An 18901-nucleotide genomic window follows, 5' to 3' on the forward strand; every position below is an offset into this window, starting at 1 on the left:
CGGCGTGAAACTCGTCTAGCCCGAACCCGCTGCACATGGCGGCCTACCAGCATGAAGGAACTTGTATGCACGAGTATACGAGCACCGCCCGGGTCTGGGGACTCACTTGCCCAGGATTTCCGGAAGAGGTGAGCCGGGCCCGCCGCTGGACCCGTGACATCCTGCGCGGATCTCCCCTGGCCGACGACGCCGAGCTGATCGTGAGCGAGCTGAGCGCGAACGCGATCCTCCACACGGCCAGCGGCATGGAATCCGGCAGCTTCCACCTGGCCCTCGCGGTGACCCGGCAGGTGATCGCCCTGTCGGTGACGGACGGCGGAGGAACCGGCACAGCCCCCAAGGCTGAGCACCAGGACGACGAGGCCGAACACGGCCGGGGCCTGGGCATGGTCACCGCACTTGCCCACCGAGTCGCCATCCACGGCAGCAACGGCGGCTACACGGTCACAGCGGAACTGTTCACCGGCACCCGACCGGGAGACCACCTGTGCTGAAGGACGAAGCCCGCCGGGGCTACTGGTGCGAGTGCTGGACTGAAGACCTCACCGACAAGGGCCCGTTGACACTCCGAGCATCTTTCGACGCCTACACGGCACCCCAGGCCGACCGATGGGTTGCCGTCGCGCTCCGCACCATCTCACCGGCATTCGACCCCGACGCATCCGCCCAGGCGTGGGAGTGGCTGTACGACGGCCGCATAGACACACGCCGAGCACTCCTACGCTCCGAACCCTGCACCGTGTCGGTCACCATCGACTCGACCCGCATCACCTGGACGATCCGCCCGGTGATCTTCCTGCCGCTCGCACACCGAGACAGAGCTGAACTACCGGCTTGCGCATACGAGTTCAAACCGCAACAGACCGATATCTAGTCGCGGTTGATCGTCAACGGCTGATGCCTGATGTCATCCTGAGGCGATCAACCGCAGATCGCGGCGAGGGCTCACTTGAAGATGAAATCAGCGCACGCGACGATCGCCGAGATGACGCCCATAGCTACTCCGAGAGTCGCGGTCATCTGTTGTCGGTCCTGCATGAGTGCGGCATGCGGGCCCTGGGCGCCATCCTCTCCAGCACCACGCAGCGCTTTGAAGCCCTGCCACTTGTGCTCACGGATCCAGCACCCCCGCAGCAAGCCTTGGGCGTTGTTGCGGCACCTTCCTTGCCTACCCAGGGCGATGCACCGAAGCGGCGCCTGTAGAAGGAAGTACAGAATCGCTGCTGCCGCCACGAGAATAAGTACCCCCGGCCCGATGATGTCCGCAGCCCAGGCCAAGATCCCCAGCAGGAGGATCACCACGCCCCAACGCTTCTTTAAGAACTCCCCCAGGCCACCCATGGCAAGGACGGTAGAGCACTCAGTCCTGCCCCGGTAGACCGCCTGGCGATCACGGCCACCGTCAACCATCAGCTGGGATCGAAGTGTCAAGCATCTACCGGGACCGGACAACGCCGGCCAAGCGTGTCGGGTCTCAGGTGATGCTTGACGGTTCGGCGTCGGGTGATGCTTGACGTCTGTCCTAGACGATCTTTCGTCCTGTTGTACTCCCCGGACTTGCGGACGACCACCCCCTTGGCGGTGGTGCGGGGAACGGTGGTGATCAGGTCGTCGCCGTGGAAGACGCGGATGACGCTGTCGTCAAGGTGGGCGGTGACGACCTGACGGGAATAGGCCCGGCCGAGCTGGATGCGCTGGCCTGCGACGACGAAGCCGCCGACGCTGCTGACGGTCCGCTCGGCGATCTGCGGAGCGGGTGGCGGGACGGTCGGGGGCGGCCCGGCTGGTCTGGCTCCGCGCAGGCGGCCGCAGGCGGTGGCCGACAGTGGGCAGGGCAGCGCGGCCAGCAGGATCCGCTGTTCGTCGAGGACCTGCATCACGGTGCCATCCAGCCGCAGGGTGACCCGCTGTCCGGCGAAGGCCCAGCCGATGTTGCAGCGGTCGCCGCCCAGGCCGATGTAGCCGACCGGGTTGACCGTGCGGTCGACCTCCACCGCGGCCGTGTCGGCAGGGCCGGGCTCGTCCGCCCATGGCCCGGCAGGTCGGGCATCTCCGCATGCCAGCAATGCGCGCAGGTCGCGGCCGGACAGCTTCGAGGGAAGTGTCTTGTGCCGTGCGCCGCCGATGAGCACGTGCAGCCGGTTCACGTCGATCCGCAAGGTCACCTCGGTGCCGGCCAGCGCCGGTCCGAACCAGATCTGCTGTCCGCTCACCGAGAGGTTCCCGCTCGGCGGCACCGTCCGCACTATCTCGATCGTGCCGACCTCGTTGCCGGTCACGGGCCAGGAGCGGGCCGTCTGCTTCTGCTCCGGCGGCTGACGCGGGGCAGGCACCACCACGGGTGTCTCGGTGCCGGTGACCGCCTGAAGGCTCGGCGGCAGCTTCACCGGCAGTACCGCGGCCTCCGCCCGGGCCGCCTTGGTGCTGAACCGGACGGCGGGAGCCTGCATGCCCAGTGCCTGGTGCGGACGGGCCTGGTTGTAGTCCTCAAGCCACCCGTCCACCGTCTGCTGCGCGGCGGCCAGGTCCGCGAACGGGCCGTGTTCATCGAGCAGTTCACGCCGCAGCGTCTGATGGAACCGTTCGATCTTCCCCGTGGTCGTGGGCGACCTCGGCTTGGTGAGCCGGTGGGTGATGCCGTTCTCCCGGCAGATCCGGTCGAACATCGTCTCTCCCGGCTTGCCGGAGCCGAACCGGGCGGTGAACTGCTTGCCGTTGTCGGTCAGCACCTCGCCCGGCACCCCGAACCGCTGCAGAGCCTCACCGAAGGCCAGACACACCGCCCGCCCGGTCGCCCGCCGCACCACCTTCGCGATCACCACGAAGCGGGAGTGGTCATCGATGCCGGTGACCAGCTTGCACTCGGCCCCGTCGGCCAGCAGCAGCCCGCCCACGATGTCCATCTGCCACAACTCCATCGCCGTTTCCCGCTCCCACCTGCGGTAATCCGACCTACGCCGTTTGCGCACCCCCGGCTGCACCAGGCCGTTGCGGACCAGCACCCGATAGACCGTGGCCCTGGAGGGCACCGGCAGCACACCCCGACGCTCCAGCTCGTGCACCAACCGGCGCGGCCCCCAGCCCGGATGCCGGCGCCGCAGCTCACACACCGCCGCCTCAACGTCCGCCGCGATCCGGTGCGGACACGAAGCCGGCCGATGCGACCGGTCCGCCAGCCCCGGCAGACCCGACTGCTCGTACTTGCGCACCCAGGAATGCACGGACTGCCGTGACACCCCATACCGGGCCGCGACTTGGGTGACTGCAACCCCCGCGGCCACCTCCATGACCGCGTGATACCGCTGCTCGACCACGCTCAACTCCACCAGCACGGCCTCAGCCCTCCCTGCACGCGCCGATCAGACGCGCACAGCCAAGCCGAGGCAAGCGGTGTCAAGCATCAGGTGAAGCCACAGTGTCAACCATCAGTCGAGACAGGACAAACGCCGGCCAAGCGACTGCGTTACAACTTTCTCTACTGGTTCAAGGCGGCTCGCTCCGCTCCCCGCGCGCGGCCCGGCCCCCGGCCGGGCCTGCGCTCCTGCCTGCGTCCCGCTCCAGCCCGGCCGGCGCCCGCGCCGCGCGGAACAGCAATCAGTCGCCTAACCTTTAAAGAAGGGTTACGTCGTGGCAGAGGCGGCCAGCTCCACGGCTTTACACCGCCGCTTTGGTGCGAGCCTCGAAGATCACGGCCCCAACGTCGCGCTTTACCGGGCAGGTCCACAGACCGCCCGACGCGCCGGAAGCTTCCGGGGCCATGATCACTCGCGCCAAAGCCGCTCCGCCGACCTCCGCTCATTGCCTCACACTCCGGACGGCCAATCGCCCATCCGATTGACAGAAAAAATTCCGCACCGAACGAGGGTGTCGTTATATTTCGGAGACAAAGCCGGGGGGTCTAGATACTTACAATCTAGCGACCTACGCAGCATCTAAAGAGTTGACCGAGAAACGAAAAATCAGCGAGATTGAGGGATCACAATGGGAACCGACGAGCCAAACCAAGCTGAACTAATCGCCAAAGCAGCAGCATTGGAAATCGAAGATCTGTACATAGAGATAGGGAAGTTGAGTGATTTTGGAGTAAGTGAACCATCCCCTGGGGAGTTGCTCCGCCTCGGGCGCCTATGGGTTGCCGAAAACTGGGAAAACCTAAGGAATTCTATCTGCCCGCAGCGTGACGCAATTAACACTGCAGGCGACAGTGCGGCAACGGCCAGTGCGCTTCTTCCGTTCCTTGGATCCATTGCGTCTGAAACGGCTGGGGTAATAGTAGCTGCACTGGTAGCAAAGATCGGCGTACAGGTTTTCTGTAGGGGTTTCGATGAACGTGGAAATTCCGAGTGAGTGGCCGGAATCAAAGGATCTGATTGACATTGACCAGATAGAGGAGTCGCCTACGACTCGACTGGTGACGAGAGATTTTCTTCATCTAACGCAGGATGCCCTGCGGAGACAAGCTGCTGACCTCCAAAGAGACTTAGGGCATCTCGGAATCGACACAGACTCTGTCAGCATTTGGCACACAATGTCTTCGGGTGGAGGGAGGATGCGCTTCAGTTCCCGCGCCAATGACTCTGGAACCTTCGTGTTCATTTCCTTCGTGGCACCGTTTCAATTGATGGACGTCTATAACCGTCTCCTTTCCGGAGGGAACTCTCTTACGGCCCTCGGCATTGAACGACCGGTGGTTCCATACGCGCTAGCAGCTCACTCTACGTGCGAGCCATACACACGAGTACTTGTTCACGGAAATCGATACATTGCAAAGCAAGACGACGCCGCGGATCTGCTAGATTACTGGCAGGCCCTCATTCGCTTTTCCATGAGGGCAATGTATTTTCATGAAATCGGACATGTGATAAATAGCCACTTTGACACATCGATACTCCGGTCAGCGCGAATGCGTCGCCGAATGGAGATTGAAGCTGATTATGCAGGAAGTCTGACTGCGTTGGACCTCCTCAAGGATGAAGGGGAGAAAAACAGGACCAGCGCAGAGCGCTACTTCCTCTGGGGGTTCTCCCTAGGAACAATGTTTAGCCTTCTCGAGAAACTCGCACAAATTGATACGGCAACAGGAATCAAGGTGACAAACTTTGACGGGATCGCGCCGTACCCACGCGGAGGTTTTCGCGGCTTCCTGAGCAGTCAGGTCTTACACATAGCGGGCCTAGATTGGCACGATGATTTTGGACGCTCCGTGAAAGAACGCGTAGACTTGGGATTCACCTCTTCTCTCGAAGCATGGCAAAGAATTGGCTGGGGAGCAATGGAGGCTTGCACTGAGGTGGAACTCAGAGAGATTATGAGGATGTTTGCCTTTTCGTGAGCCTGTTGAGCTGCTTCTCCCATTCTTCGAGCTGGTCGTCATCGACCACAATCCCACCCCGCCGTCCGGCTCGTTTGGCCTTTACCGCTTCGAGTAGGGCGCAGTAGTGAGGAACACTCTCACCTTTCGGCGCATACTTTGACAGCAGTGCCATGATGCGATCAAGGTTAAATCTTTCGTGCGCCGCTGCCCCCTGCCCGGACTCCCTAAGAAGGTAGATGGCGGAGCCGACCATGAAGCCAACGCAAAGGGGGCGACGGCGTTTACGCCCCCAGTAGAGTTCGACAGCGGAAATCCCTACATTTCTATTCTGCGTTCCCCGTTTTACGAATTCCAGCGCCTTGAAGAAGAGTTCGTCCGCCTTGTGGCGTCGATTAATCTCAGCACCTACGAGCCCAACGATAAGCCCCACCACTCCGCCCACCAGCCCACTCGTCATGGTTGCAGTCGACTGTGCAACTGCCAAGATCTCACCAGAATGCGCAAGAGGATCAGAGATATTTACAGACAAAATTGGCATTTAAGTACGCCCCGTAGTCGTAACAATCGAGTGCGTCCAGATGCTTCTCCCGGCCCGGCAAACCGTCAAGGGTCACACGGAAAATTACTTCTCTCGCCACATACTGATCCTTGAAATCTCTGACTATATTCCGAACCCGCATCGGGATTAAAGATCCCTTCCCGCTTCGGCCGTCGCGGCTTGCTCTGGTCGACGGCACCGACAGCGTGGCTGAGGCCGGTGGGGGTGCAGCGAGGCACACGCGCGCCTGGTCGGTCGGCTGACGCGCCGTCGTGGCGGGCTTTCGTCGGCCGAGGCTGAGACGGACCGCAACGAAGGTGCCGGCCGTTAGCCGAGCGAGGTCCCGCACCGGGCAAAGCTGGGCCGTCCCTGGGCCGTCCGAGGCCGCTCACCAGTGGCCAAGGACGACCAACGACGACCACCAGGCGCACGAGCCCACTGCCCCTGACCAGCGAAAACGCAGGTCACCAAGATCCCCGGCAAGACCCAGGGCAAGAAGAAGTAACCAGCGCCGAAAAAGCCCCCTACCTGCGGTCTTTCAGCGGGTAGGGGGCTTGTCGCTGAGAGGACAGGGATGGGCGCCGCGGAAGACGTAGCACTCCTGGGGCACGCTGAGATGTGCCAGTACGTCACAGCCGTCGTCGAAGCCCTTCGAGAGGTCGGGGCCCCGCCGAGCGAACGATGGGACGAGGCGCGGGCCAGTGCCCTCTACTGGACGGAAGGCGAACCCGTTCTCGCCGGAGGACCGTGGACGCGCGGAACGGTTGTGTTCTGGCGGATGACGGACGGCTGGCACTGCGCTCCCTTGGGCGCAGAGGGAGATCCCGAACGGAGACACGCCCACCCCCTTCCGATTGCCCCGCTGGCCCCGCCCGGCGCCCTTGCCGAGTTCCTGCTGCGGCTGTTCCAGTCGGGTGGGACGCCCCAGCCCGGTCCTGACATGAACGCCGAGGAAGGCCGCCGATGACGCTCAGACGGTTTCCGGGTTCGGCTGCACGCCACTGGTAGCCACGCCCAGGATCTCGCCCCGGCGCAGCCCGCAGCCGTCCGCCCTCTATCCCCGCACCCGGATGCGCAGAGCCTGGACGGACCACTCGAACGCCGGCGCCAGACTCTCCGGCGCCGACCAGCCGTTGATCACCGCGAGCAGCTGGACGTACCGCTCCCTGCGGGCGTCGTTCACGCTCTCCAGGCGGGCGAGCAGCCGACGGCGGAGTTCGACGTCGTCGGGGCGACCGAGGACGTGCGCGTAGTCGGCCGCGAGCGCCGCGACGATCGAATCGGCTTGGGGCGAGGCCGGGTCGATGCCGGACGTGAGGGCCGGACCGACCTGGTGGAAGACCGTTGCGGCAATGTCGCGGCGCAGCCTCATGGTGTCGCCCCGGGCCTGCTCGGCTGCCTGGTCCTCGGCCATCCGCCGCGCGCTGGCGCGGAAGTCCGGGTCCTGGGACAGCTCGGCCAACTCCACCCACGCCTGGATCTGCTCGGCCTCGGGGTTGTCAGGTAGTTCTGGAGTCATCGAGCGCTTGACGCCCGCGAATACGGGGTCTGCGCCGAGGCCGCCGAAGACGGCGTCGAGGAAATCGCCGATCAGACGTCGGCGTTCGTCCTCGGAGAGCTGGGCCAGCCTGTGCATGAGATTCGCCTCCTCAGGGGTGGACCCGCGGCTGGCCACTGTCGTCAGCACCGCTCGCCGCAGGCGCAGGGTGCGGATCTGCACTGCCAGGGCTTCGGCATGGGCCGAGGCAACCTCCGGAAGTGAGAGCTCCCGGTCCATGACCTTCTGGATGAGGGGAAGACCCAGACCCAGGTCGCGCAGGGTTCGCACGAGGTCCAGACGTGCGGCGGCGTCGATGTCGTAGAGGCGGTAGCCACTGGGGCTGCGGTGGGTCGGCGCGACGATTCCGCGATCGGAGTAGAAGCGGATGGTCTTGACCGTGAGACCGGTCCGCCGGGCCAGCTCGCCGATCGAGTAGAGCGTTTCGCCGTCCATGCCCCCACCATCGCGTCTCCCCCTACGGGAGACTCAAGCCCATTCGTGTGTCGGAGGCCGACCAGTCCCTGTCCACCGACCTCGACAACCGCTCTTCTGTCGGCCCTCCGATGCCTGAAAGCCCCCGGGGCGCGGCTTCGTTCGCGGCCCAGGGGCCTTCGGCGAGGTGCCCGACCCTACGAGGTGACGTACGTGAAGTCGTGTACCGCGATGTCGGTGAGGCGGACGTAGCCGAGGCGTTGGTAGAGGGCGTTGCTCGTGGGGTTGGCGGCGTTGGTGTAGAGGACCACGTCCGTGGCGCCCGCGGCCAGGGCGGCTCGGCTCACCTCCGTCGTCACCGCCGCCCCGTAGCCGCGGCCGCGGAGGTGGGCCGGGGTGTAGACCGGGTCCACCCGGGCCATGCCGGCGACCATCGGGTTCACGCCCGCCATGGAGACGGGGGTGCCGTCCGGGGCCTCCCAGTACGTGTACCGCTTCTCGGCGAAGCGGGTGTCCGCCCACGTCGCCGCGTCGATCGTGACGTCCTCCTCGACGTCCGCCGCGAACTCACGGCACCACCGCATGAGGTGCTCCTGGTCCTTCTCGCCCACGAGCCGGCCCCGGCCCTCCGGGTGCGGGTCCGGTGGCGTGAGCGTGCCCAGCCGGTACAGGTGGAGCCGGACACGGCTCGCCGCCGTCGCGCCCGTGCGCCTCCGCCACGCCTCCGTGAACGCCGCGATCGTGTCCTCGTCAGCCGTGATGGCCGGCAGGGACCGGTCCATCGCGGTCAGGCGGGCCGCGAGGCTGTCGGCCTGCTCCGGGGTGAGCGACGTGACGTTCATACCGCGGGACGGGAAGCGGTAGAACGTGGCCTCCACCTCACCCCCTCGCTCCAGCCGGCCGAAGACGGGGAACTGGCCCTCGTACGCGGCCGCCCCGAGCGTGCGGAGCTTCTCCGTCACCGAGAGCTGTGTGGTGTGCAGGGCGGGGCGCGAGCGCAGGAACTCTCCGGCTCGCGCGAGGAATTCGTCGACGTCTTCAGTGAGGTGCCAGTCATCCGGACGCATGCCTCATGATCTCGGATGGCCTCGGCCGCGGGGAGGCGGATGAGCGGAAATCGGCCGGCCGCAGCATCTGTGCGGGGGTGATTCAGACCAACGTCAGCGGCACCGGGTGTACCTCGTCCGCCCTGTGGCCGGTGCGTTCGTGGATGGGGGCCCGTCCATCGGACAGGCCCCTCGTTCCTCACACCTCACCCGTACGAGCGCGACCGCCTGCCGCTCAGCCGCACTGGCACGGGTTGCCGGACTGGCACCCGCATCCACAGCCGGACCCGCAGCCGCAGGCGCCGAACAGGGGCAGGGACTTGATGTCGGCGGGCTGCTGGGTGTCCCGTGTCCGTGTCGGGTCGGGCGTACTGGGGCTGGCGGGGGATTCGGCCATGGTCCCTCCTCGAAGGCTGGTGCCTGTGCCCATTGGATGCCCCATTCCATGACGTTTCAGCCGGGCGCATCAACGGCGCACAGAGGCGTCCGTACGCCCGGCGGAGGCGCCACGCGCCCACCTTCAGTCACGCTCCCAGCCCCGGGGCCCTACGCCCCCTCGACCCCCGTCACCGGCTGGATGTCGGCCTGCAGGTCGTCCGCGTGTTCGCCGGTCACCAGGTACACCACCCGCTTGGCCACGGACACCGCGTGGTCCGCGAAGCGCTCGTAGTAGCGGCCGAGGAGGGTGACGTCGACGGCGGTCTCGATGCCGTGCTTCCAGCGGTCGTCCATCAGGTGCTGGAAGAGCGTGCGGTGGAGGAGGTCCATCGCGTCGTCGTCCTGCTCCAGCTGGAGCGCCAGGTCGACGTCCTTGGTGATGATGACCTCGGCGGCCTTGGCCATGAGCCGCTGCGCGAGCTGGCCCATCTCCAGGATCGTGGCGTGGAGGTCGCGCGGGACCGCACGCTCGGGGAAACGCAGCCGGGTGAGCTTCGCCACGTGCTGGGCGAGGTCGCCGGAGCGCTCCAGGTCGGCGGACATGCGCAGCGAGGTCACGACGATACGGAGGTCCGTGGCGACCGGCTGCTGCCGGGCCAGCAGCGCTATCGCGCGGGCCTCCAGGTCGTGCTGGAGGTCGTCGACCTTCTGGTCGGCCTCGATCACGCTCTCCGCCAGCTTCAGGTCGGCGTCGAGGATCGCCGTCGTGGCGCGTCCGATCGCCGACCCCACCAGTCGGGCCATCTCGACCAGGCCCTCACCGATCGAGTCAAGTTCCTCGTGGTACGCGTCCCGCATCAGGGTGTCCCTCTCTTACGTGCGTCTGCTCGTGGGTTTCCGAAAAGGCCGTGCCCGAAAGCCGTGCCGCCACACCGACGGTCGTGCTCCCATTCTCCGGAAGCCGTGCCGTCCCTGGGCGATGGCCGCCCTCCGTCCGTCCCGGAAGCCGTACCGCCCTCGGCGATGGCCGTCCTCCGTGCCCGGAGCCGTGCCACCACCCGGTGGTGCCCGCGGCCCTCCGTGCCCGGAAGTCGTACCACCACCCGGCGATGGCGCCCTCCGTGCCCGGAAGCCGTACCGCCCTGTCGGCGACGGACGGGTTCCGCTTCCGGGGTGGAAGCCGTGCCGTGCCGTCGCATCGCCGGCCGCCATGCCCGTGCGAAGGCGCGGCCGCCGTTCCGCCGGGCCGGAGCGGATGCCGGCCCGGGGGGCCCGGATGAACCCCACGCTCCCACGTTCCGACCCGTACGCGTCCGTTTCCGCCATCCCAAATGAACCATCACTGGCTCCAAGGTGAACTCTGGGCGACGAGTGTTCGAGGTCGCCCTTCGAGCGCTGTGGGGATGTCCGACCTCGTGCCTAACCTGGACGCATGGACGTGAACGCGGCGGTCGCCGCAGCGGCGGCGATCGCCGGTGTACTCACCGGTGTCATCGCCATGCTGGCGTTCCGCTTCAGCGAGCGGGAGCAGAAGCGTCCGACCAGGACCTCCCTGCACACCGACCCGGTGCTGCCGCCCGGCGTGGACACCGTGCTCTCCGTGCTCCGCTCCTCCGCCGTGGTGCTCGACGAGGGCGACGGCGTCGTCAAGGCGAGCTCCGCCGCCTACTCCCTGGGGCTGGTGCGCGGTGGGAAGCTCACCATCGAACCGATGCTCCAGATGGCGCGCGACACCCGCCGCGACGGGGAGATACGCCAGGTCGAGCTGGATCTGCCCCGGCGCGGCACCGGACGCGGCGAGGCCCTCGCGGTCTCCGCGCGCGTCGCCCCGCTGGGCTCCCGGCTCGTGCTGCTCCTCGTCGAGGACCTCACCGAGGCCCGTCGCATAGAAGCGGTACGCCGCGACTTCGTGGCGAACGTGAGCCATGAGCTGAAGACCCCGGTCGGCGCCCTGTCTCTCCTCTCGGAGGCCGTCATGGGCGCCAGCGACGACCCGGAGGCGGTGGAACGCTTCGCCGGGCGGATGCAGATCGAGGCCACCCGGCTCACCAACCTGGTGCAGGAGCTCATCGACCTCTCCCGCGTGCAGAACGACGACCCGCTGGAGGACGCCGAGTCCGTACGGGTGGACGAGCTGGTCGCCGAGGCCGTCGACCGCTGCCGCCACCAGGCCGGCGCCAAGCAGATCACCATCGCCGCCGGCGGCACCGCCGCGCTGAAGGTGTGGGGCCATCGTGGCCAGCTCGCCGCGGCCCTCGGCAACCTCGTCGAGAACGCCGTCAACTACTCCCCGGCCCGCACCCGCGTCGGCATCGCCGCGCGCAGGGTGTCCGCGCACGGCGGGGACCTCATCGAGATCTCCGTGACCGACCAGGGCATCGGCATCTCCGACAAGGACAAGGAGCGCATCTTCGAGCGCTTCTACCGCGTGGACCCGGCCCGCTCCCGCCAGACCGGCGGCACGGGTCTCGGACTCGCGATCGTCAAGCACGTGGCGGCCTCGCACGGCGGGCAGGTCACGGTGTGGAGCTCCGAAGGCCAGGGCTCCACGTTCACCCTCAGGCTGCCGGAGGCGGGCGCGTCCCGCGACCGCGCCACGCACCACCCGGACCTCGACGACGAGGACGGACAACCACACACCGAGTCATCCCCGTACGCATCGCATCCCGCCCCGGAGGTCCTTCCGTGACCCGAGTGCTCGTCGTCGAGGACGAGGAGTCCTTCTCCGACGCCCTGTCCTACATGCTCCGCAAGGAGGGCTTCGAGGTCGCCATCGCGACCACCGGGCCCGACGGACTCGACGAGTTCGAGCGCAACGGCGCCGACCTCGTCCTCCTCGACCTGATGCTGCCCGGTCTGCCCGGCACCGAGGTCTGCCGTCAGCTGCGCAGCCGCTCCAACGTCCCGGTGATCATGGTCACGGCCAAGGACAGCGAGATCGACAAGGTCGTGGGCCTGGAAATAGGAGCCGACGACTATGTCACCAAGCCCTTCTCCTCGCGTGAGCTCGTCGCCCGTATCCGGGCCGTACTGCGCCGCCGCGGCGAGCCCGAGGAGGTCACCCCGGCCGCGCTGGAGGCCGGTCCGGTCCGTATGGACGTCGACCGTCACGTGGTCACCGTTTCCGGCTCCAAGGTCGACCTCCCCCTCAAGGAGTTCGACCTGCTCGAGATGCTGCTGCGCAACGCGGGCCGCGTGCTGACCCGTATGCAGCTCATCGACCGTGTCTGGGGCGCCGACTACGTGGGTGACACCAAGACCCTCGACGTCCACGTCAAGCGCCTCCGCGCCAAGATCGAGCCGGACCCGGGCGCCCCGAGATACCTGGTCACGGTCCGCGGCCTCGGCTACAAGTTCGAGCCCTAAGTCATAACCGGTGACAACGCCGAAGGGCGGCACCCCACGTGGGGTGCCGCCCTTCGGCGTGTGTCGCGCGTTGTGTGTACGGCGCTCAGTGGCTGGAGGCGGACGGCGAGCCGGAGGAACCGGCGGCGGCGCCCTCCTCCTCGGCGGCGCCCTCCTCCTCGGCGGCGCCCTCCTCCGGCGAGCCGGAGGGGGACGGCGAGCCGGAGGCCTTGTCCGACGGGCTCGGGCTGGTGACCGGGGCCTCGGGGATGTCGCTCGGGCCCCACTTCTCGAAGTAGTGCTCGGCGGGGACGACGAAGGCGCGCAGGCTCACGTCACCGGTCTCGCTGAAGGTGAAGGTGACCTTCTGGGCGTTGCCGTTCTGCACGGAGGAGCCGATGTCCGACAGGACGGCGGAGGCGTTGCCCTCGCCGCCGAGGATCACGGAGCCGCCGGCCGGGACGACGAGCTTGCCGCCCTTGCCCTCGCCCTTGACGGGGGTGACCTCGGCGGCGCCGGCACCGTCCACGGTGACGGAGTCCAGCGTCTGGTCGGTGGTGGAGTTGTTGAACAGGGTCGCGGAGACGACCGCCGGGCCCTTGGCCGCGGCGTCCGGCTGGGTGACCACGATCGCGTTCTGGATCTTGATGTCCCCGACGGTCGTCGCCGCGTTGTCCGGCTTGACCTGGAGCGTCTGGGCGTTGCTGCCGGCGCTGCACGCGGCGAGCGAGGCGATCGAGAACGCGAGGGCGGCGGCGGCGAGCGTGCCGCGTCGAAGGCTGCTGCTCACGGCGGCGGCAACTCCTTGAACGTGGGCGATACGTGATCGGTAGCGGGCTTAGGTTACCGAGCCGCCCCATCACGGCCGCACCCGACCCTCCCCAAGTGCCCCGCGAGTCACCGGAAGCAATTGAGGGACGGTCACCCCGCGCGCTCGTCCGGCATTCACATAACCTCCTTCGATCCCTTCCGCGCCGCGCCTCGATTTTCGACGAGGAATGCGGACGGCCGCGAAAAATCGATCAGCCGCCAGAACCCCCCGGAACCCCTCCGGAACCCCTCCAGAACGGCAGCGGAACCCCTCTGGAACACGATCCGGTAACGGCGGAACATCTCCGGGAGATCGAACTCCTTGATCAATTCCGGATTCGTCTCGTACCCGACTCCGCCCACCGAACGGAGTAACGGAAGTCGCACACTTGGAGTAGGACAAAGTAGGACGTTCGGACAGTTGGGGAGCCCTCCGGATAGGTGTAACGTGCGCGTTTCGCTCCGCCCGGAGAGCCGCTCCCACCTGCGAATACCCGCCCCCGTTCGCCCCTCGCAGCACGTTCCTGTCGCTGTTGTCAAGCCCCGAGATATGCCCTGACCTGCGAAAACGCCATTCAGAACACGCCGTATCCGTGTTACCCTGGATAGCCACGGAAGGGGTACCTGTCACATGACGTTCAAGGTTGGCGACACCGTGGTCTATCCCCATCACGGGGCCGCGCTGATCGAGGCCATCGAAACTCGCCAGATCAAAGGCGTGGACAAGACCTACTTGGTGCTCAAGGTCGCCCAGGGTGACCTGACGGTGCGCGTACCGGCGGACAATGCGGAGTTCGTGGGTGTGCGTGACGTGGTCGGTCAGGACGGCCTGGATCGGGTCTTCGAGGTGCTGCGCGCACCGTACGCCGAAGAGCCCACGAACTGGTCGCGTCGCTACAAGGCAAACCTGGAGAAGCTCGCCTCCGGCGACGTCATCAAGGTCGCGGAAGTAGTCCGTGACCTGTGGCGTCGTGAGCGTGAGCGCGGACTGTCCGCCGGTGAGAAGCGCATGCTCGCCAAGGCCCGACAGATCCTGGTGAGCGAGCTCGCCCTCGCGGAGAACACCAACGAGGACAAGGCCGAGGCCCTGCTCGACGAGGTCCTCGCGTCCTGAACTGACTGAGGCAGGCAGCCAGCCCGCTCAGCCGCTCAGCGCAGCACAGTAAATGCCGCGGTGCCCGATGACGTGTGTATTGTCGCCGGGCGCTGCGGCATGTTCGTACCCGGCCACGGAACCGGATGCCGTACGACGGGGCGGAGTCCCCGATACTTGGCGTGCCGGGCCCGGGCAGCTGGCTCGACCAGATGTCACGGAAGGGTCCGGTCAAGATGTCGCGCCCGGCACGCTGTGGCCATACCCACGTAGGCCGAGCACACAAACCTGACAGGAACCGATGTCTGACGATTCGCGTCCCTCGCCCTCCGGGACCGGCGCGGGAGCCCGTACGGCAGCCGTGATCCCGGCCGCCGGTCGGGGTGTACGCCTCGGTCCGGGCGCCCCCAAAGCACTGCGCGCGCTGAACGGCACCCCCATGCTCATCCACGCGGTACGGGCCATGGCCGCGTCCCGCGCCGTCTCCCTCGTCGTCGTCGTGGCACCGCCCGACGGGGCCGCCGAGGTCAAGTCCCTGCTCGACGCGCACGCGCTGCCCGAGCGGACCGACTTCCTCGTCGTACCCGGCGGTGAGTCACGGCAGGAGTCCGTACGCCTCGGCCTCGACGCGCTGCCGCCCGGCTACGACATCGTGCTGGTGCACGACGCGGCGCGTCCGCTCGTCCCGGTCGACACGGTCGACGCCGTCATCGAGGCCGTACGGGACGGGGCGCCGGCCGTGGTGCCCGCGCTGCCCCTCGCCGACACGGTCAAGGAGGTCGAGCCGACGGCGGTGCCGGGCACGCCCGAGCCGGTCGTCGCCACCCCGGAGCGGGCACGGCTGCGGGCGGTGCAGACACCGCAGGGCTTCGACCGCGCGACCCTCGTGCGGGCGCACGAGACGGTCACCGGCGAGGTCACCGACGACGCGAGCATGGTGGAGCGGCTCGGACCGCGTGTCGTGGTCGTGCCCGGGCACGAGGAGGCGTTCAAGGTGACCCGCCCGCTCGACCTGGTCCTCGCGGAGGCGGTCCTGGCCCGCAGGAGGCTGAACGATGGCTTCTGAGACACCCGCGGCGCCCACGACACCCGCGGTGGTGCTTCCGCGGGTCGGCATCGGCACCGACATCCACGCTTTCGAGGAGGGCCGGGAGCTGTGGTGCGCCGGCCTGAAGTGGGAGGGGGAGGGTCCGGGCCTCGCCGGGCACTCCGACGCGGACGTCGTGGCGCACGCCGCGTGCAACGCGCTGTTCTCCGCGGCGGGCCTCGGTGACCTGGGGCAGCACTTCGGCACGGGCCGGCCCGAGTGGTCCGGCGCGTCCGGGGCGACGCTCCTCGCGGAGGCCGCGCGCATCGTCCGCGAGGCGGGGTTCGTCATCGGCAACGTGGCGGTGCAGGTGGTCGGCCCGCGGCCGAAGATCGGCAAGCGGAGGGACGAGGCGCAGAAGGTGCTGTCGGAGGTCGTGGGGGCACCGGTCTCCGTCTCCGGCGCGACGACGGACGGGCTGGGGTTCCCCGGGCGGGGTGAGGGATTGATGGCGGTCGCCACGGCGTTGGTCGCGAGGGTCTGAGACGCGGGGCGCCCAAGGGGTCGGGGGTGCGGGTGCGTCGGCGACCGCAGGCCCGTCGTGGCCGTTCGCGCAGTTCCCCGCGCCCCTGAAAAGCGACCGGGGCTGCGCCCCGTGCTTTTTCATGAAGGCCGGGCCGCAGGCCCAAGCCTTCAGGGGCGCGGGGAACTGCGCGAGAAACCCCCACACACCCGCACCCGCCGAACCCACCCGTACCCCCGAGCTACTAGGCGCCCCGCCCAGCGGCGCAGCCACGTGTCACGAATTCGTGGACCTTCGCCCGGATCGGCGCAGCGCACTTGCGGTTGCCCACTACCCTGGAGGGCGTGACTATTCGCCTGTACGACACCAGCGCCCGGCAGATCCGTGACTTCGACCCCATCACGCCGGGTTGTGTCTCGATCTACCTGTGCGGTGCCACCGTGCAGGCGGCCCCGCACATCGGCCACATCCGCTCGGGGCTCAACTTCGACATCATGCGTCGGTGGTTCGAGTACCGCGGGTACGCCGTGACGTTCATCCGGAACGTCACGGACATCGACGACAAGATCATCGCGAAGGCGGCCGACCAGGGTCGCCCGTGGTGGTCGATCGGCTACGAGAACGAGCGCGCCTTCAACGACGGCTACCACGCGCTCGGTTGCCTGCCGCCGACCTACGAGCCGCGTGCCACCGGGCATGTGACCGAGATGGTCGAGATGATGCGCGGACTGATCGAGCGCGGCCACGCCTACGCGGCCGACGGCAACGTGTACTTCGACGTGCGGTCGTACCCGGAGTACCTGCGGCTGTCCAACCAGGAGCTGGACAATCTGCTCCAGCCGTCCGGCGAGGGCGAGACCGGCAAGCGCGACCCGCGTGACTTCGCCATGTGGAAGTCGGCGAAGCCGGGCGAGCCCACCTGGGAGACGCCCTGGGGCCGGGGCCGGCCGGGCTGGCACCTGGAGTGCTCCGCCATGGCGCACAAGTACCTGGGCAGCGAGTTCGACATCCACGGCGGCGGGCTGGACCTGATCTTCCCGCATCACGAGAACGAGATCGCGCAGGCCAAGGCCTTCGGCGACGCGTTCGCCCGGTACTGGGTGCACAACGCCTGGGTCACCATGAGCGGCGAGAAGATGTCCAAGTCGCTGGGCAACTCGGTCCTCGTGAGCGAGATGGTCAAGCAGTGGCGTCCCATCGTGCTCCGCTACTACCTGGGCACCCCGCACTACCGGTCGATGATCGAGTACAGCGAGGAGGCCCTGCGCGAGGCCGAGTCGGCGTTCGCCCGTATCGAGGGCTTCGTCCAGCGGGTCGTCGAGAAGGCCGGCGGGGTCGTCGAGCCCGCGGCCGAGGTGCCGCCGGCGTTCGCCGAGGCCATGGACGACGACCTGGGTGTGCCGCAGGCGCTGGCCGTCGTGCACACCACGGTCCGCCAGGGCAACAGCGCGCTGGCCGCCGACGACAAGGAGGCCGCCGTGGCGCGCCTCGCCGAGGTGCGGGCCATGCTCGGCGTCCTCGGTCTCGACCCGCTCGACGCCCACTGGGCAGGCGAGGGCGGCGACCGGGGCGACGACCTGCACGGTGTCGTCGACAGCCTGGTCGGTCTGGTCCTCCAGCAGCGCGAGTCCGCCCGCGCCCGCAAGGACTGGGCCACCGCGGACGCCATCCGCGACCAGCTCAACCAGTCCGGCCTGGTCATCGAGGACAGCCCCGACGGTCCGCGCTGGACGCTCGGCCCCCGCTGACCCACGATCACCTTGATCGATTGTGCCGCCCGGCCCTCCGGGCGGCACACTGCATAGACGAGACTTCAATGACGTACACGCGCATGTGTACGAGACGCTTCAGGAGACGGGTAGGTCATGGCCGCTAACAACCGCCGCATGTCCGGCAAGAAGGGCGCGCAGGTCGGCAGTGGCGGCCAGCGACGCAAGGGGCTCGAAGGCAAGGGCCCGACGCCGCCCGCCGAGATGCGCAAGGGGCACAAGAAGAACCGCATCGCCAACGCCAAGGCCAAGCAGACGGCACGCCGTCCCGTGGTGCGCGGGCGCGGCGGCCGGGGCACCTCGGAGATGGTCGTCGGCCGCAACCCGGTCGTCGAGGCGCTGCGTGAGGGCGTGCCCGCCACCACGCTCTACGTCCAGCAGTTCATCGACAACGACGAGCGGGTGCGCGAGGCGCTCCAGCTCGCCGGTGAGCGCGGCGGCATCCACCTCATGGAGGCGCCCCGCCCCGAGCTGGACCGGATGACCAACGGGCTCAACCACCAGGGCCTCGTCCTCCAGGTCCCGCCGTACGAGTACGCGCACCCCGAGGACCTGGTCGCCGCCGCGTTCGACGAGGGCGAGGACCCGCTGATCGTCGCCCTCGACGGGGTGACCGACCCGCGCAACCTCGGTGCCGTCGTCCGCTCGGTCTCCGCGTTCGGCGGCCACGGCGTCGTCGTACCGGAGCGGCGCGCGGCCGGGATGACCGCCGGCGCGTGGAAGACGTCCGCCGGTACGGCCGCCCGTACGCCCGTCGCCCGTGCCACCAACCTGACGCGTGCGCTGGAGGCGTACAAGAAGGCCGGTGTCGTCGTGGTGGGTCTGGCGGCGGACGGCGAGGCCGAGGTCGGTGAGCTGGAGGCCCTGGAGGGGCCCGTCGTCATCGTCGTCGGCAGCGAGGGCAAGGGCCTGTCGCGGCTCGTCGGGGAGACCTGCGACTTCCGGGTGCGGATTCCGATGCCGGGTGGCGCGGAGTCCCTGAACGCCGGTGTGGCGGCGGGAGTTGTGCTGTACGAGGCGGCTCGCCGCCGACGCTGACGGGGCCCCCAACTGGGGGTTCGGGGTGTTCGCGATCACCTTGACGCG

Annotated in this window: 18 protein-coding genes and 1 pseudogene; 11 read left to right on the top strand and 8 right to left on the bottom strand. The window is 67.8% G+C overall.

Annotation, left to right across the window (positions count from 1 at the left end; all coding sequences use genetic code 11):
* The first annotated feature begins 65 nt into the window (after window positions 1–65).
* Together SMA5143A_RS31375 and SMA5143A_RS31380 are read left to right on the top strand one after the other, a co-directional pair.
* Window positions 66–494: an ATP-binding protein gene (locus SMA5143A_RS31375; protein ID WP_107466236.1), complete on the top strand. Its 429-nt coding sequence runs from the start codon at window positions 66–68 to the stop codon at window positions 492–494.
* A complete protein-coding gene (locus tag SMA5143A_RS31380) occupies window positions 488–874 on the top strand; it encodes a hypothetical protein (protein ID WP_107466237.1) in 387 nt (128 codons plus the stop codon). The genes SMA5143A_RS31375 and SMA5143A_RS31380 overlap by 7 nt, the downstream gene beginning before the upstream one ends.
* A gap of 71 nt (window positions 875–945) precedes the next feature.
* Here the strand turns inward: SMA5143A_RS31380 and SMA5143A_RS31385 are convergent, their stop codons facing one another.
* A complete protein-coding gene (locus SMA5143A_RS31385; protein WP_107466238.1) occupies window positions 946–1341 on the bottom strand; it encodes a hypothetical protein in 396 nt (131 codons plus the stop codon).
* Between the two features lie 191 nt (window positions 1342–1532).
* Window positions 1533–3320, bottom strand: a pseudogene (locus SMA5143A_RS31390) (IS481 family transposase); the annotation flags it as partial.
* A 661-nt stretch (window positions 3321–3981) separates the two neighbouring features.
* Between SMA5143A_RS31390 and SMA5143A_RS42690 the strand changes: the two are divergent.
* Together SMA5143A_RS42690 and SMA5143A_RS42695 are read left to right on the top strand one after the other, a co-directional pair.
* Window positions 3982–4347, top strand: a complete 366-nt coding sequence (locus tag SMA5143A_RS42690) for a hypothetical protein (RefSeq protein WP_146193978.1) — start codon at window positions 3982–3984, stop codon at window positions 4345–4347.
* The gene (locus SMA5143A_RS42695) at window positions 4325–5332 is read left to right on the top strand and encodes a hypothetical protein (RefSeq protein ID WP_146193979.1); all 1008 of its coding nucleotides are present in this window, start codon (window positions 4325–4327) and stop codon (window positions 5330–5332) included. Before SMA5143A_RS42690 ends, SMA5143A_RS42695 begins: the two co-directional genes overlap by 23 nt.
* On the opposite strand, the gene SMA5143A_RS42700 is transcribed toward SMA5143A_RS42695, so the two are convergent.
* From SMA5143A_RS42700 to phoU, 5 genes are all read right to left on the bottom strand, one after another.
* The gene (locus SMA5143A_RS42700) at window positions 5307–5771 is read right to left on the bottom strand and encodes a hypothetical protein (protein WP_146193980.1); all 465 of its coding nucleotides are present in this window, start codon (window positions 5769–5771) and stop codon (window positions 5307–5309) included. The genes SMA5143A_RS42695 and SMA5143A_RS42700 overlap by 26 nt on opposite strands.
* 1135 nt (window positions 5772–6906) lie before the next feature.
* Entirely contained in the window at window positions 6907–7845 is a 939-nt protein-coding gene (locus SMA5143A_RS31400) for a MerR family transcriptional regulator (RefSeq protein WP_107466241.1), read from the bottom strand.
* A gap of 176 nt (window positions 7846–8021) precedes the next feature.
* Complete coding sequence (locus SMA5143A_RS31405; protein ID WP_107466243.1) at window positions 8022–8891, bottom strand: GNAT family N-acetyltransferase; 870 nt, start codon at window positions 8889–8891, stop codon at window positions 8022–8024.
* A gap of 214 nt (window positions 8892–9105) precedes the next feature.
* Entirely contained in the window at window positions 9106–9267 is a 162-nt protein-coding gene (locus SMA5143A_RS43180) for a hypothetical protein (RefSeq protein ID WP_181362085.1), read from the bottom strand.
* 149 nt (window positions 9268–9416) lie between these two features.
* A complete protein-coding gene (gene phoU / locus SMA5143A_RS31410) occupies window positions 9417–10106 on the bottom strand; it encodes a phosphate signaling complex protein PhoU (RefSeq protein ID WP_107466245.1) in 690 nt (229 codons plus the stop codon).
* 574 nt (window positions 10107–10680) lie between these two features.
* Between phoU and SMA5143A_RS31415 the strand changes: the two genes are divergently transcribed.
* Together SMA5143A_RS31415 and SMA5143A_RS31420 are read left to right on the top strand one after the other, a co-directional pair.
* A complete protein-coding gene (locus tag SMA5143A_RS31415) occupies window positions 10681–11937 on the top strand; it encodes a sensor histidine kinase (RefSeq protein ID WP_107466247.1) in 1257 nt (418 codons plus the stop codon).
* The gene (locus SMA5143A_RS31420; protein ID WP_033322296.1) at window positions 11934–12614 is read left to right on the top strand and encodes a response regulator transcription factor; all 681 of its coding nucleotides are present in this window, start codon (window positions 11934–11936) and stop codon (window positions 12612–12614) included. The genes SMA5143A_RS31415 and SMA5143A_RS31420 overlap by 4 nt, the downstream gene beginning before the upstream one ends.
* 85 nt (window positions 12615–12699) lie before the next feature.
* Here the strand turns inward: SMA5143A_RS31420 and SMA5143A_RS31425 are convergent, their stop codons facing one another.
* Complete coding sequence (locus SMA5143A_RS31425) at window positions 12700–13383, bottom strand: copper chaperone PCu(A)C (protein WP_107466249.1); 684 nt, start codon at window positions 13381–13383, stop codon at window positions 12700–12702.
* A gap of 651 nt (window positions 13384–14034) precedes the next feature.
* Here SMA5143A_RS31425 and SMA5143A_RS31440 point away from each other — a divergent pair.
* The 5 genes from SMA5143A_RS31440 (at window position 14035) to rlmB (ending at window position 18853) form a co-directional block, all read left to right on the top strand.
* A complete protein-coding gene (locus SMA5143A_RS31440) occupies window positions 14035–14517 on the top strand; it encodes a CarD family transcriptional regulator (RefSeq protein WP_003953493.1) in 483 nt (160 codons plus the stop codon).
* Between the two features lie 280 nt (window positions 14518–14797).
* Complete coding sequence (ispD, locus tag SMA5143A_RS31450) at window positions 14798–15562, top strand: 2-C-methyl-D-erythritol 4-phosphate cytidylyltransferase (RefSeq protein ID WP_107466253.1); 765 nt, start codon at window positions 14798–14800, stop codon at window positions 15560–15562.
* Window positions 15552–16067 (top strand): 2-C-methyl-D-erythritol 2,4-cyclodiphosphate synthase, encoded by a 516-nt coding sequence (gene ispF, locus SMA5143A_RS31455; RefSeq protein ID WP_107466255.1) that lies wholly within the window; start codon window positions 15552–15554, stop codon window positions 16065–16067. The genes ispD and ispF overlap by 11 nt, the downstream gene beginning before the upstream one ends.
* 323 nt (window positions 16068–16390) lie before the next feature.
* Window positions 16391–17794 carry a cysteine--tRNA ligase gene (gene cysS / locus SMA5143A_RS31460; protein ID WP_107466257.1) on the top strand — a complete coding sequence of 468 codons (1404 nt, stop codon included), beginning with the start codon at window positions 16391–16393 and terminating at the stop codon, window positions 17792–17794.
* 117 nt (window positions 17795–17911) lie between these two features.
* Window positions 17912–18853: a 23S rRNA (guanosine(2251)-2'-O)-methyltransferase RlmB gene (gene rlmB, locus SMA5143A_RS31465; protein ID WP_107466259.1), complete on the top strand. Its 942-nt coding sequence runs from the start codon at window positions 17912–17914 to the stop codon at window positions 18851–18853.
* Window positions 18854–18901 lie beyond the last annotated feature (48 nt).

Origin of the sequence: Streptomyces sp. MA5143a, from assembly GCF_900290235.1 — a bacterium.
Taxonomy (GTDB): domain Bacteria; phylum Actinomycetota; class Actinomycetes; order Streptomycetales; family Streptomycetaceae; genus Streptomyces.